The 13574-nt window shown below is 57.6% G+C and carries 9 protein-coding genes; 5 read left to right on the forward strand and 4 right to left on the reverse strand.

What is annotated here, in order from left to right:
* Positions 1 to 170: 170 nt before the first annotated feature.
* The 3 genes from coaE to uvrB are packed head-to-tail and all read left to right on the forward strand — an operon-like array spanning position 171 to position 3678.
* A complete protein-coding gene (gene coaE, locus ACQRAP_RS02570) occupies positions 171 to 812 on the forward strand; it encodes a dephospho-CoA kinase (RefSeq protein WP_427794369.1) in 642 nt (213 codons plus the stop codon).
* Positions 805 to 1386, forward strand: a complete 582-nt coding sequence (locus tag ACQRAP_RS02575; RefSeq protein ID WP_427794370.1) for a lytic transglycosylase domain-containing protein — start codon at positions 805 to 807, stop codon at positions 1384 to 1386. Before coaE ends, ACQRAP_RS02575 begins: the two co-directional genes overlap by 8 nt.
* 51 nt (positions 1387 to 1437) lie before the next feature.
* Complete coding sequence (uvrB, locus tag ACQRAP_RS02580) at positions 1438 to 3678, forward strand: excinuclease ABC subunit UvrB (protein WP_427748191.1); 2241 nt, start codon at positions 1438 to 1440, stop codon at positions 3676 to 3678.
* Between the two features lie 65 nt (positions 3679 to 3743).
* On the opposite strand, the gene ACQRAP_RS02585 is transcribed toward uvrB, so the two are convergent.
* From ACQRAP_RS02585 to ACQRAP_RS02600, 4 genes are all read right to left on the reverse strand, one after another.
* Complete coding sequence (locus ACQRAP_RS02585) at positions 3744 to 5384, reverse strand: NAD(P)/FAD-dependent oxidoreductase (RefSeq protein ID WP_427748190.1); 1641 nt, start codon at positions 5382 to 5384, stop codon at positions 3744 to 3746.
* Between the two features lie 80 nt (positions 5385 to 5464).
* A complete protein-coding gene (locus tag ACQRAP_RS02590; protein ID WP_427748188.1) occupies positions 5465 to 6736 on the reverse strand; it encodes an NAD(P)/FAD-dependent oxidoreductase in 1272 nt (423 codons plus the stop codon).
* The gene (locus ACQRAP_RS02595) at positions 6737 to 7567 is read right to left on the reverse strand and encodes an Mrp/NBP35 family ATP-binding protein (RefSeq protein ID WP_427794829.1); all 831 of its coding nucleotides are present in this window, start codon (positions 7565 to 7567) and stop codon (positions 6737 to 6739) included. It abuts the gene before it with no gap.
* 145 nt (positions 7568 to 7712) lie between these two features.
* Positions 7713 to 9866: an LTA synthase family protein gene (locus ACQRAP_RS02600; protein ID WP_427794830.1), complete on the reverse strand. Its 2154-nt coding sequence runs from the start codon at positions 9864 to 9866 to the stop codon at positions 7713 to 7715.
* Positions 9867 to 10059: 193 nt separating this feature from the next.
* On the opposite strand from ACQRAP_RS02600, the gene uvrA reads away from it, so the two are divergent.
* Together uvrA and ybaK are read left to right on the forward strand one after the other, a co-directional pair.
* A complete protein-coding gene (gene uvrA / locus ACQRAP_RS02605) occupies positions 10060 to 12939 on the forward strand; it encodes an excinuclease ABC subunit UvrA (protein ID WP_427728763.1) in 2880 nt (959 codons plus the stop codon).
* A 134-nt stretch (positions 12940 to 13073) separates the two neighbouring features.
* On the forward strand, positions 13074 to 13574 hold the full coding sequence (ybaK, locus tag ACQRAP_RS02610; RefSeq protein WP_427718664.1) for a Cys-tRNA(Pro) deacylase: 501 nt from the start codon (positions 13074 to 13076) through the stop codon (positions 13572 to 13574).

Consider the following 13574-nt stretch of genomic DNA (forward strand, 5'->3'; position numbering starts at 1 on the left):
CGAAGGACCTGAGAAGGGGGAGGCCTCGCGGCCTCCCCCTTTTTTGCGCTATATACAGGCTGTGCCTTGTGAACGGACTCTTCCTTTGACTCTCTTACTGTTTGGCTTTTTTTGAACCGTCGCTTTGTATTTGCGCGATAATTACTCGCATTGACGTTAGGGAGGGCTTGATGTTTACCGTTTTCGTTTTGGGCAATATTGCTTCGGGTAAATCGACTGCCTGCCGCTTTCTGGAATCTCGCGGAGCCCTGCTTATCGATTTAGATGTTCTTGCCAAATCGCTGTACGTACCGGGGTCGGATATCGTCAATGCTCTTGCTGAAGAGTTTGGCTGGGATATTTTGGACGAGGATGGCGGTGTTCGACGTAACGTTCTCGCTTCTCGAGCTTTTGTTTCTCCCGATACGGTTGCAAGGCTCAATAGTATTGTTCACCCCGCTCTCATTGAGCAGCTTTCGCTGAGGATTCTCGATCCTGCTTGCTGTACGGTTTCGTCCCCCCGCTATCCCTTTGCGGCGGTCGAAGTATCTGCTCCGACTGGCTTTGAGGACGCCTTTGGCCTTGCGGATGAAATTATGGTTGTTAGCGCTCCTTTAGCGGTCCGTCGCGAACGCGCTATTCACCGTGGTATGGAGCCATCCGATTTTGATGCTCGCTGTGCTTGCCAACCCGATGAGTCTTCGCTTTGCAGTCTCGCCACGACCGTGATTGATAACGCAGCGGGCGACAGATCGCTCTTTGAACAACTGGACGCGTGGCTTGCTCGCCATGGCCTTATGGATGCTATGGATAAGGAGACGACAGATGCCTAAGACGCGTTTCTTTACGTGGTATCGCCTTGTGCCGCTGGTTGTCGTTTTCGTCTTTGGCCTTATCTCGCTCGTTTACTCGTGTGCTCCCGCCGCTTTCTTTAAACCGTTCTATCCGATTGACTATGAGGCGTATGTAAAGCAGTCCAGTATTTCGCATAATCTCGATCCGTATCTGGTGTGTGCCGTCATCAAGTCGGAATCAAACTGGGATCCCGAGGCGGAATCAAATCAGGGCGCCCAAGGTCTCATGCAACTTATGCCCGAAACCGCTCAGGATATGATCGCTAAGGGCCTTGTCGACGGGGACGAGTATTCAGCCGATGACCTGAATGACCCCGCTTCGAATATCGAATTTGGGTGCGCGTACCTCTCATACCTGTTGACGTATTTCAATGGGTCGACGGATAGCGCTATTGCTGCTTACAATGCCGGAATGGGCAATGTCGATGGGTGGGCGCAGCAAAACACATCGTTCCATAACGCGATTGCCTTTCCCGAGACGCAAGCCTATTTGATTCGTGTCAATAATGCCTGGGTTCGCTATAAGACCCTCTATCCCGACCGGTTCGTATAGGACTATGCCTGCCGCCTGCGTATACTGCAGATGTATGAGTTAGGAGTATCCATGGCGGATTTTGAAGTTGAGCGTGTTGGCGGAGAGCTCAAACGTTTTGGCGTTGAGGGCTCCGAGGTACCGTTTGAGGTCGTGTCTCCCTATGAGCCTGCAGGTTCACAGCCTAAGGCCATTGAGTCGCTTGTGCAGGGTGTGAGGGACGGAGACCGCTATCAGGTTTTGCTTGGCGTGACCGGCTCGGGCAAGACCTTTACCATGGCCAAGACCATCGAAGCTCTCGGTAAGCCAACGCTGGTCATGGCCCCCAACAAAACCCTCGCCGCCCAGCTTGCGAGCGAGCTCAAAGAATTCTTTCCCAACAACGCCGTGGTCTACTTCGTCTCGTACTACGATTACTATCAACCCGAAGCGTATGTGCCGCAAAGCGATACGTATATCGAGAAGGATGCTTCGATTAACGAAGAAGTCGAGATGCTTCGACATCAGGCGACCGCCTCGTTGCTTTCTCGACGCGATGTGATCGTCGTTGCTTCGGTGTCCTGCATCTATGGCATCGGCTCTCCTGAGGACTATGCGGGGCTGGCGCCGAATGTCGACAAGAAAGTACCGCTCGAGCGCGATGACTTTATCCATGCGCTCATCGACATTCAGTACGACCGGAACGACTATGACTTGGCGCGTGGCACCTTCCGCGTGCGCGGTGATGTTGTCGATGTGTATCCGCCCTATGCCGAGCATCCGTTGCGATTTGAGTTCTTTGGCGATGAGGTCGAGCTTATCGCCGAAATCGATGAGGTTACCGGTGAGATGCTTCGTGAGTATGAGGCTATTCCCGTGTGGCCGGCATCGCACTATGTGACCGAGAAGCCCAAGGTCAAGGCGGCCTTGAAGTCAATCAGTGAAGAATGCGAAAAACGCGTCGCGGAGCTTAAGGCAACCAATAAGTTGCTCGAGGCGCAACGTCTACAGCAACGGACCGATTATGACCTCGAGATGCTCGAGACCATGGGCTTTTGCAACGGCATCGAGAACTACTCTCGCCATTTGGACGGGCGTAAGCCGGGTGAACCGCCGTTTACCCTAATCGATTACTTTCCCAAGGACATGCTCTGCATCATAGACGAGAGCCATGTGACGGTGCCGCAAATTCGTGGCATGCATGAAGGCGACCGTTCGCGTAAAGTGACCCTGGTGGAGCACGGCTTTCGCCTGCCCTCGGCGCTCGACAATCGCCCGCTTCGTTTCGATGAGTTTGAGGCGAGAATCCCCCAGTTCATCTATGTTTCGGCAACGCCGGGCGACTACGAGCTGCGGGTGAGCCAAAACGACGTGGAGCAGATTATTCGTCCGACCGGCCTGCTCGATCCCAAGATCGACGTGCGTCCCGTTCGCGGTCAGATTGACGATCTTGAGGATGAGATTCGCGAGCGTGTTGCCCGCAAGGAGCGCGTGCTGGTGACCACGTTGACCAAGCGCATGGCCGAGGACCTGACCGACCATCTACTTGATGCGGGCATTAAGGTCAATTACATGCACTCTGATACGGCGACAATGGACCGTGTCGAGATCCTGCGAACGCTGCGCGAGGGCAAGATCGATGTTCTCGTTGGCATCAACCTGCTTCGCGAGGGCTTGGATCTTCCCGAGGTCTCACTGGTGGCAATTCTCGATGCCGATAAGGAAGGCTTCTTGCGCAACCGTCGTTCGCTGATTCAGACGATTGGCCGTGCGGCCCGTAACGCCGATGGCGAAGTCATCATGTATGCAGACGTTGTGACCGATTCGATGAAAGCGGCCATCGAGGAGACGCAGCGTCGTCGCGAGATTCAGATGGCATATAACGAAGAACATGGCATTGTGCCCAAGACAGTGCGCAAGGCCATCAACGACATCTCAAGTTTTATTGCCGAGGCCGAAAAAACTGTGGGCTCCAAGGGACGCTCGAAGGGCGACTCTCTTGGCCATGGCGCATTCTATACGCCCGATGAGTCGGGCGAGGGCGGTGTGCCGGAAACGGTGGCGCCCGAGCAGACACTTGCGGAACAGTTGGAAGAACTACCGCATGACGAGCTTGTGCGGATCGTCGAAACCATGGAAGAGGATATGCGTAACGCTTCTGCCGCCATGGACTTTGAGGAGGCGGCGCGCCTGCGTGATGCTGTCGTTCAGATTCGGGCGATGCTCGAGGGTGCGTCTGAGGACGAGACGATCGAGCGTTTGCGTTCGCAGGCCCGCAAGGGTTCCACGTTCGCATCGGGTAGAAAACGCCAGGGTGCACGGTTTAAGAAATAGCGAACAGGCCCCGAGCTCCATAGGGAGCTCGGGGCCTGTGTCTTTTGCGCGCTGGAATTCGTTCGCTAGAGGTCTGCGATCAGGGCTTCGGCACAACGGATACCGTCGGTGGCCGCGCTCATGATGCCTCCAGCATATCCAGCTCCCTCACCACAAGGGTAGAGGCCCGGGGTCGACACGGCATGGCACGTTCGGTCTCGGGTGACAGTGACCGGTGAGCTCGAACGAGTCTCCACGCCGGTAAGAACGGCATCGGGGCGGTCGTAGCCCCGTAGCTTTTTTCCGAGTAGGGGAAGTCCCAGGCGGAGCGACTCGACGATATGCTGCGGCAGGGCTTCGTCAATTGCCGTCCAGGTCACACCGAGCGGATAGGTGGGCTTTACCTTTCCGGGCGCCTTGCTGGCGCGTCCTGCGAGGAAATCTCCGACGAGTTGTGCCGGTGCGTTCCAGTTGGAACCGCCCAGGCGATAGGCGGCCGCCTCGCAGGCGCGCTGGAGCTCGATGCCGGCGAGCGGGTCATCGTCGGGAAGGTCCTCGGGCGTGACGTTAACGAGCAGGGCGGCATTTGCGTTACGGCCGTCGCGGGCATTGAGGCTGGCGCCGTTGACGCACAGGTGGCCCTGCTCGGAAGAGGCGGCGACAACCTGCCCGCCGGGGCACATGCAAAACGAGAACACACTGCGGCCGTTGGGAAGATGGGCGACGAGTTTGTAGGGGGCTGCTCCGAGGGCAGGATGTCCCGCCGAGGCTCCATATTGGGCTCGGTCGATGTCGCGCTGCGGATGCTCGATGCGAACGCCCATGGCAAAGGTCTTTTGTGCGAGGGCCACGTCGTGGTCCTTAAGGAGTTCAAAAATATCGCGAGCAGAATGCCCGCAGGCGAGGATGAGGTGCTTTGTCTCAATTGGCTCGTAAGCGGCGTCTTGGGATGATTGGACATCAATACCGGTGATGGCGCCAGACGCGTCGATGCGAATGTCGACGAGTTTTGTTCGATAACGGACGACACCTCCGAGTTGCTCGATGCGCTGGGATATAGCGGTAACAACCGTGGGAAGGATGTCGGAGCCAATGTGCGGCTTGGCATCCCACAGAATATCGCGGGGCGCACCTGCCTCGACGAAGGTTTCGAGGATAAGGCGATGGGCGGGATTTTTGGTTCCTGTATTGAGCTTGCCGTCCGAGAAGGTCCCCGCGCCGCCCAGGCCAAACTGAATATTGCTCTCGGGGTCGAGGATGCGCTCCTTTAGAAAGAGGTCGATCGCCTGCGAGCGGCGAAATGCCGGGTCGCCGCGCTCGATGAGCAAGGGCTTCAGACCTGCTTCGGCAAGGGTGAGTGCGGCGAAAAGGCCGGCACATCCGGCACCGACGACGACGGGGCGCTCTTTGGGTGCGCCGGAAACGGGGGAGGGGAATGAAGGCTCATCGTCTTCTATCGCGCGTACGCGCGAGCGGTCACGCTCGGCAACGCTGTCGACCGCTTCTCGCTCGAGGTGGGGACTAGTCAGCTCAACACGAAAGCTCAGGATAAAATGGACGTCTCGTTTTTTGCGAGCGTCGATTGACTTGCGGTGGAGCTCGATGGACTTGATCTCGGAGTCCTTGCAACGCAGGACGCGCTTGGCGAATCGCTTGCCAACAATGAGGCAGGCATTTTCATCGCCGGCTTCATCGAGTGACGCGTTGACTTGGGTGATTTCGATCATCGAGGTCTCCTTAGAGGCAAGAAAGAGGCCGTCCGGTATCCCAGACGGCCCGAATGCGTTTTTGATTATAGACTGTGCGGCTACAGGCTGCTTGCAGCGCGAATGCCCGAGATCCAGGCCCACGCAAGGTTAAAGCCTCCGCAATCGGCGTCGATGTCGAGCGCTTCGCCGCAGACGTAAAGCGGGGCGTCGACAACGCTGCACGCGTGTAGACTGGGTGTTGAGATGCTCTCGACAGATACGCCACCACGCGTGACCTGCGCCGAGCGCTCCTCGGCTGTTCCCTCGACGAGCAACTTAAAGTGCTTGAGGATCGAGACCAGGTGGACGACATCGTTGGAGCCTGGATGGCACTGCTCGAACGCTGTGCAGACGACGCGGGAGAGTTGCGGGGCGAGCATGCCGTCGAGCCAACGGGGATCGCGGGGCGAAAAGCCGCCGAGCAGCTCAACGCGCCGGTTAAGCATATCGAGCAACTCGTCTTTAGAGAGGTCGGGGAAAACGTCGAGCAGGATCGTATCGCCGCGCTGGATACGACGGGAGAGGTTGAAGACAGCGACGCCCGAGATACCGAAGGTTCGAAACAGTACTTCACCGTCTTCGTGCCAGAGCTCACTATGGTTACGGGTGAGCGTCAAGCGGGCGCGGACGCGCAGACCATCCAACGTCTTGAGTGCCGCCCGATCGCCGACGACCGTTGCCGATACGGGGCAGAGGATGGGGCGCAGCGAAGTGAGGGGGAGGCTAAACGTATCGGCGATACCGGTGGGGTTGCCACCCGTGGCGATAATTACGGCATGTGCCTCCAGGGCCTCGTTCTTGCGAGGGACATCGGCGAGTGCTTTCCGAAGCGAGCGGAGCTCCGATTTTCGGTCGTCGTGCTTTTTTGCCTTGAGCGCCCGCGCTGGACGGTTTATTTGGAGTGCCCAGCCTTCGGAAGCTTTGTGCGCCGAGGCAACGTTGGCCCCGCAGATTAAGGTGATACCCAGGCGGTCGCAAACGTTGAGAAGCGCGTCGCGTACCGATTCGGCGCGAAGGGAGCGCGGGTACAGCCGGCCTTCCTCGGAGGTTGTCATGATGCCCAGCGAGGAGAAGAAACCCATAAGCTCTTGCTCGGGCTGGGGGCCCATGACGGATTCGACGAATGCGGGGTGGTTATACCGCTGAGGATCAATCGATTCGTTGGAGAGGTTGCAGCGACCGTTGCCGGTCGCAAGCAGCTTAAGGCCGCAGGCGACATCGCGCTCAACGATGCAGACGCTTTTACCCGCGCGTGCGGCCGTAATGGCGGCGGCGAGGCCTGAAGCCCCGCCGCCGATTACCAGGACGTCATAGAAGGCGCTCGTGTTCACTTAGGCCTCGTCGGTCTCGTGCGGGGCAATGGCCTCGACGGCAGAGACGGCCTGGGGCAACATGCCGTCGGGCAACGCGGTCTCGACCTCGCCCTTATCGCAGGCCTCGGCGAGTGCCGGATTAATGGGAATCGTGCCCAAGATGTCGAGGTTATAGCGCTCTGCGACCTCGGGAAGCTTGCTCTTGCCAAAGACCTCGATCTTCTTGCCGCAGTCGGGGCACTCAATATAGCTCATGTTCTCGACAATGCCCAGAATGGGGACGTTCATCTTCTCGGCCATGTTGACCGCCTTGGCGACGATCATCGAGACCAGATCCTGCGGGCTCGTGACGATGACGATGCCGTCGACGGGCAGCGACTGGAAGACGGTGAGCGCGACGTCGCCTGTTCCCGGAGGCATGTCGACCAGCAGGTAGTCGATGGGGCCCCACGAGGTCTCGCTCCAGAACTGCCTAATGGCGCCTGCGATGACCGGACCGCGCCAAAGGACGGGGTCGGTCTCGTTTTGGAGCAGCAGGTTGGAGCTCATGACCTTAACGCCGTGCTCGGAGATTTCGGGCAGCATAAGGTTGCCAAGGGCATGGACGTGGCGTCCGCTCATACCGAACATCTTGGGGATAGAGGGACCGGTGATGTCGGCATCGAGGACGCCGACCTTGTGGCCGTGACGGGCGAGCTCGGTGGCGATGGCACCGGTGACAAACGACTTGCCGACACCGCCCTTGCCGGAAAGCACGGCGATGACGCGTTTGACCTCGGACAGCGTGTTCTCCTCAAATTGCGACGGCGACGTTTGTCCGCCGGCGGCCTGTGCGTGCTCGCAACCCATGTATGACTCCTTTGTATATGTTGGGGCCGGGGCCCCGTGATGTGACACGAGCGTCATTGTACCCTCGTTTGCGAGCGGGAGTCATTTGTGATGCATTTGGGCCGAGCGTGCTTGCAATGCGATGGGCCCAAGCGAATGAGCGGGCTTACTGAACTTTGCTGGCGAACTCGAGGTATTGCATGCGCTGCAGCTTGTCGATCGTCGAGGCGTATGGGCTGTCTTCAGATTCCAAATCGTAGCGCAGCCCGTCGGCACCAAGATAGCCGGCGACATTGATGGTGGGCACATCTGACCTTGTTGCAAGCAGAGCCTTTTGATAGTCGGTGAGCGGGGCGCCGATCTTATTAAGGGTAATGGCTGCAATCTCGTTTGCCCCGACGGTGTCGTAGACGTTGAGCTCGGTATTGCCGGCGATTTCATAGTTAGCCCAGACGAAATAGGTCGACTGATAGATACGGAAAGCGTGGCTTGCCGTATCTTCCTGAGGGTACAGCTCGTCGTTGAGAGTCGCTGCGGCGCTCGGCTGATGGTCGCCAAAAAAGACAAGAACAACCGGTCTGCCGATATTGCGGAGCTCGTTGATAAAGTACTCGAGGTCCCGGTCGGATGCGTTGATGCAGGTAAGATAGGTGTTGAGCGCGCTATTGGCGCCCTCGCTGGCTCCCTCGACCCAATAGTTTGTCAGCTCTTCGGCGGGAACGGTGCCATAGTCGTAGCCGCCGTGATTTTGCATCGTGACGTCAAAGATGAACTGCGGGGCTTCGTCGGTTCTAAGCAGGTCGAGTATCTTGTCGTAGGTGGCGTAGTCGCATACGCCGGCATGGTAGCAGGGCGCACCTTCGAAATCGCCGATTGAAAGAAAGTCTCCAAAGCCCAGCTGCTGATAGATTTTATCTCGATGGTAGTTGACGGGGTTTTGCGGGTGCATAGCGGTAGCGGTATACCCAAGCTCTTTAAGGTCCTTTGCCAGGCTGTTGACGTCATTCATCTGATACAGCTGATAGGGGATTTTGCCTAATCCGACAAAGGCCGTTGTCGCTCCGGTCAAAAATTCGAATTCGGAGTTCGCCGTTCCGCCACCGGCGACCGAAGCGAACATGGTGCCGCGAACAAGCGTGTCGGGAAGCGAGTTGTAGAATGCGGGGCCGGTGTACCCGGCCGCCTGGAGCTGCTCAAAGCACGAAAGGTCGCTAAAACTCTCGTTCATGACGGCAACAATCGTCGGCTTGATTTCATTGAACTGGGCAACGGCCGCCGCGCGCTGCTCGCTCGAGCCATACGTGCTGTCGTAGGTGGCGGCGAGCTCCTGCTCGATGCTCTGCGCCTCATCGGGCGTATAGTCTTCGGGCTTCTCAATGGGCAACTCGTTGACCATTTCGGTGAACGAAGTGATAAAACCCTGAGACGCATACGTGGTGATGGGCTGCCAACGGTCAAATCCAAAATTCAGCGCCTGCTCCAAGTCGATGCTGGAAAAGCCCGAGAGCCCCACAACGGTCACTAGCAGAAAAGCGCAGAGGTTAGCGGCGATTGCGGGGAAGACATGGGTGGGCGTACGGAGCTTTCTCGGTCGGATAAGCGAAAGAAGCCCCAGGGAAATCTCTAACAGGGCTAGAGAGGTTACGATTCCGGCGGTAAAGGTAAACTCGTATCCCTCGCTCACTTCCATTGCGGTGCCAAGGGCCAAGATATCGCTTGGCAGGATGGCCTCGCCTTTAAACGTTATGACGAAGTGCTCGGCAATGCCAAGGATGCAACAGACGACGGGCACGAGGGCCATGACGCCTCCATGACGCTGTCCCAGCAAATAAAGGGAGAGCAGAACCGTCGCGAGCAGCCCAACGGAAAACCCGAATGAGTTGGCGGGAATGCGATAGAACGTTTCGTTGCAGGCAATTTCGAGTGAAACGAACGAGAGCGCTGAAACAGCGGCGATGACAAGGATGTCACGGCAAATACAGGCAACCGTTCCCGTTGCAAGATCGGTTTGGTCGATAAGTCCCGAAACCAAGGGCTCGACAAGAAGTATGACGGCGGCAGCACCGAGCGCCGAATAAGAAAGGGCCCATAGGGAACTGTCCTCATTTACGAGCAATTGATTCGTAATCCATGCAGCTACCATGCCGAGCGGGATGAGGAGCGTCGCGCACCAAAAGACGCGGGCAATGGGCGGCTTTTCATTGTGTTTGATTGAAAAATACACGCGCACGACGACGGTGGCCACGATAAGGACGGCGATGAATATGGGCAGATTGGCCATGTCGCTCGAAGTGATTTCAAGGGGGATATCTTCGGTCATGGACGTTCCTCTGTTACAGCAAATTAAGCTCAGTATTAGATTACTGTAACCTTTCCACGGCATTTCGAGAAACAAAGCGCCCGATACGCAAAGCTAAAGGTCTGCGAATCTTGTATTACGAACATCTGTGCGCGTCGAGTGCGCTAAACTCATCGGCAGTATGATTCGATGCAATAGGAGGCAAGGAGCTTCCATGTCTGATTCTTCTATCGTTATTCGCGGCGCTCGTGAGCACAACCTCCGTGATATCGATGTTTCCATTCCGCGTGACCAACTCGTGGTCATTACCGGTCTTTCTGGCTCGGGCAAGAGCTCGCTGGCATTTGACACTATCTATGCCGAGGGCCAGCGTCGATACGTCGAGAGCCTTTCGAGCTATGCGCGCCAGTTCTTGGGCCAGATGGACAAACCCGACTTGGATTCAATCGACGGCCTTTCGCCGGCGGTGTCGATCGACCAAAAGACGACGTCTAAAAACCCTCGCTCGACGGTTGGCACCGTAACCGAGATTTATGACTATCTGCGCCTGCTGTTCGCCCGTGTGGGCACCCCGCACTGTCCCGAATGCGGCCGCGTCATTGAGCGCCAGACGACCGACCAGGTTGCCGACAAGGTCTTGGCGGCGGGGGAGGGTCGCCGCGCGTTTGTGCTGGCACCGGTGGTGCGCGGGCGAAAAGGCGAGTACACCAAACTGTTTGAGGACCTTCGCGCCGAGGGCTTTAGCCGCGTGCGTGTTGACGGTGAAGTGCGCTCGCTCGACGATCCAATCGATCTGGACAAGAAGTTCAAGCACGATATCGAGGTCGTGGTCGATCGCATCGTGATCCGTGAGAACTCTCTGGGCCGTATCGCCGAGTCTGTTGAGCAGGCGACCGCGCTGGCTCACGGCAATGTAAATGTGTACATGCTGCCCGATCGTGATGCTCCCGAGGGGACCGAGGGCGAGCTGCTGGAGTATTCGTTGGCCTTGGCGTGCCCGGAGCATGGACACTCCATCGACGATCTTCAGCCGCGTGATTTTTCGTTTAACGCTCCCTATGGCGCATGTCCTGAGTGCGACGGCCTGGGCTTTAAGAAAACCGTTGATGCCGAGGCGCTGATCGAGGACCCCTCGAAGTCCATTGCCGACGGAGTCTTTGGTAGCCTGTTTGGCAATTCGAACTACTACCCGCAGATTTTTGCTGCGGTCTGTAAACACTTTAAGGTAAGCGCCGATACGCCGTGGGAGGACTTGCCCCCTCGCGTGCGTCGTGCATTCTTGGATGGCCTGGGCGATACGAAGATCTCGGTTGACTACCAAAAGCTCGACGGACGTCGTAGCCAGTGGGATACCAAGTTTTCGGGCGTTCGCAACATCCTGTACGAACGCTATACCGAGACGACGAACGAGAACACCAAGGCGCGCTTGGAGAAGTACATTCGCGAGGAACCGTGCTCGAGCTGCCACGGCGCTCGTTTGCGCCCTGAGATGCTCGCCGTCACCGTGGGCGGCAAGTCCATTTACGAGGTTTGTTGCCTGTCGTGCCGTGAGTCGCTCGAGTTTTTTGAGGGCCTGGAGCTCACCGAGCGCCAACAGTTTATCGGCGGGCGCATCGTCAAGGAAATCCTGGAGCGCTTGCGTTTTCTGGTCGATGTTGGACTCGACTATCTGACGCTCGATCGTGCCTCGGCGACGCTTTCTGGTGGCGAGGCGCAGCGTATTCGCCTGGCAACGCAGATCGGCGCGGGTCTCATGGGCGTGCTCTATATTCTAGACGAGCCATCGATCGGCCTTCATCAGCGCGATAACGAGCGCCTGATCAAGACCCTTGAGCGTCTGCGCGATATCGGCAATACCGTCATCGTCGTCGAACACGACGAGGACACGATCCGTGCCGCCGACTACGTGATCGACATGGGGCCCGGCGCCGGCGTCAACGGCGGACACGTAGTCGCGGCGGGAACGCCTGCCGATATCATGGCGTGTCCTGAGTCGATGACGGGCGCTTATCTGACCGGCAAACGAATGATCCGGGTGCCTGATGAACGGCGCAAGCCCGGTCGCGGCTGCCTTAAAATTACGGGCGCTCGAGCTAACAACCTCAAAAACGTTACTGCCAAGATCGAGTTTGGTACGCTTACGGTTGTTACCGGCGTGTCGGGATCGGGCAAGAGCTCCCTGGTTACCGACACCATTGCGCCTGCCCTTACGAATGCTATTCACCGTTCGACGCGCCCTGTGGGTCCGTATAAGAAAATCGAGGGCATCGAGTGTATCGATAAGGTTATCGATATCGACCAGTCGCCGATTGGCCGCACACCGCGTTCCAACCCTGCTACCTATATTGGCCTGTGGGATGATCTTCGCGCGCTGTTTGCGAGTACGCCGGAGTCGAAGGCGCGCGGCTACTCGCCGGGTCGTTTCTCCTTTAATGTGAGTGGCGGGCGCTGTGAGGCGTGCAAGGGCGACGGACAGATCAAGATCGAGATGCACTTCCTTCCCGATATCTACGTTCCCTGCGAAGTTTGCGGCGGTAAACGCTACAACCGCGAGACACTCGAGGTCACCTACCGTGGCAAGACCATCTCGGACGTGCTCGACATGAGCGTCACCGAGGCGCTGGCCTTCTTTGGGAATATCCCGCAGATTAAGCGCAAGCTTCAGACTTTGTATGACGTTGGCTTGGGCTATGTGAGTTTGGGGCAGCCTGCCACGACGCTTTCGGGCGGCGAGGCGCAGCGTGTGAAACTCGCCAAGGAGCTTCATCGACGCCAGACGGGCAAGACGTTCTATATTTTGGACGAGCCGACGACCGGCCTTCATTTTGAGGACGTCCGCCAGCTGCTCGATGTGCTGCAGCGCTTGGTCGATGCGGGCAACACGGTGCTGGTGATTGAACACAACCTTGATGTCATCAAGGTTGCCGACCGCCTGATCGATATGGGTCCCGAGGGCGGCAATGGCGGCGGAACCGTCGTGGTCTCGGGTACGCCGGAGCAGGTCGCGGCATGTTCGCAGAGTTACACGGGCAAGTTCTTGGCACCGCTGCTCAAGCGCGACCGCGAGCGTCAGGCACAACTCGACGCCCAGTAAAGAGACGCCGTCGTACGAGAAGCGCCACCGATTCCTTTCGATTCGGTGGCGCTTCTGTGTGTCGAGATGACGTATGCGGCTAAATTGGACATATACTTAGGCGTTACGTTCGAATGCGAGGGAAGGGACATGCCATGGCAAAGGCTGCAAAGACGCCGAAAACCAATGCGATGCGCGAGCTGGAAAACGCCGGCATCTCCTATATTCTCCATACGTATGAAGACGATGGCGATGAGTCGGTGGGTTTAGGCGTCGCAATTTTGGAACAACTTGGCGAGGAGCCTGGCCAGGGGTTTAAGACCTTGGTTTGCGTGACGCCGTCCAACGAACACGTTGTGTGCTGTATTCCCGTTGCCGACGAGCTTGACCTAAAGGCCGCAGCGCGCGCCGCTGGTGAAAAGTCGCTGACCATGATGCATGTCAAGGACTTGCTTGCCGCGACGGGGTATGTCCGGGGCGGCTGCAGTCCAGTCGGCATGAAAAAACGCTTTCGGACGCTGATCGATGAGACATGCGTCCTTTGGGATACCATTTTTATCTCAGGCGGTAAGCGTGGCTATCAACTTGAGCTTGCCCCCGACGACTTAGTTGCATTTTGCGGGGCGACGGTTGCCCCGATCACGAGAGAGGACTGA

The sequence above is a fragment of the Collinsella sp. SGI.180 genome, assembly GCF_050313455.1.
Lineage (GTDB): Bacteria > Actinomycetota > Coriobacteriia > Coriobacteriales > Coriobacteriaceae > Collinsella.

Coding starts and splice junctions, on each gene's coding strand:
- coaE (WP_427794369.1), top strand. CDS start 171: ATGTTTACCGTTTTCGTTTTGGGCAATATTGCTTCGGGTAAATCGACT.
- ACQRAP_RS02575 (WP_427794370.1), top strand. CDS start 805: ATGCCTAAGACGCGTTTCTTTACGTGGTATCGCCTTGTGCCGCTGGTT.
- uvrB (WP_427748191.1), top strand. CDS start 1,438: ATGGCGGATTTTGAAGTTGAGCGTGTTGGCGGAGAGCTCAAACGTTTT.
- ACQRAP_RS02585 (WP_427748190.1), bottom strand. CDS start 5,384: ATGATCGAAATCACCCAAGTCAACGCGTCACTCGATGAAGCCGGCGAT.
- ACQRAP_RS02595 (WP_427794829.1), bottom strand. CDS start 7,567: ATGGGTTGCGAGCACGCACAGGCCGCCGGCGGACAAACGTCGCCGTCG.
- ACQRAP_RS02600 (WP_427794830.1), bottom strand. CDS start 9,866: ATGACCGAAGATATCCCCCTTGAAATCACTTCGAGCGACATGGCCAAT.
- uvrA (WP_427728763.1), top strand. CDS start 10,060: ATGTCTGATTCTTCTATCGTTATTCGCGGCGCTCGTGAGCACAACCTC.
- ybaK (WP_427718664.1), top strand. CDS start 13,074: ATGGCAAAGGCTGCAAAGACGCCGAAAACCAATGCGATGCGCGAGCTG.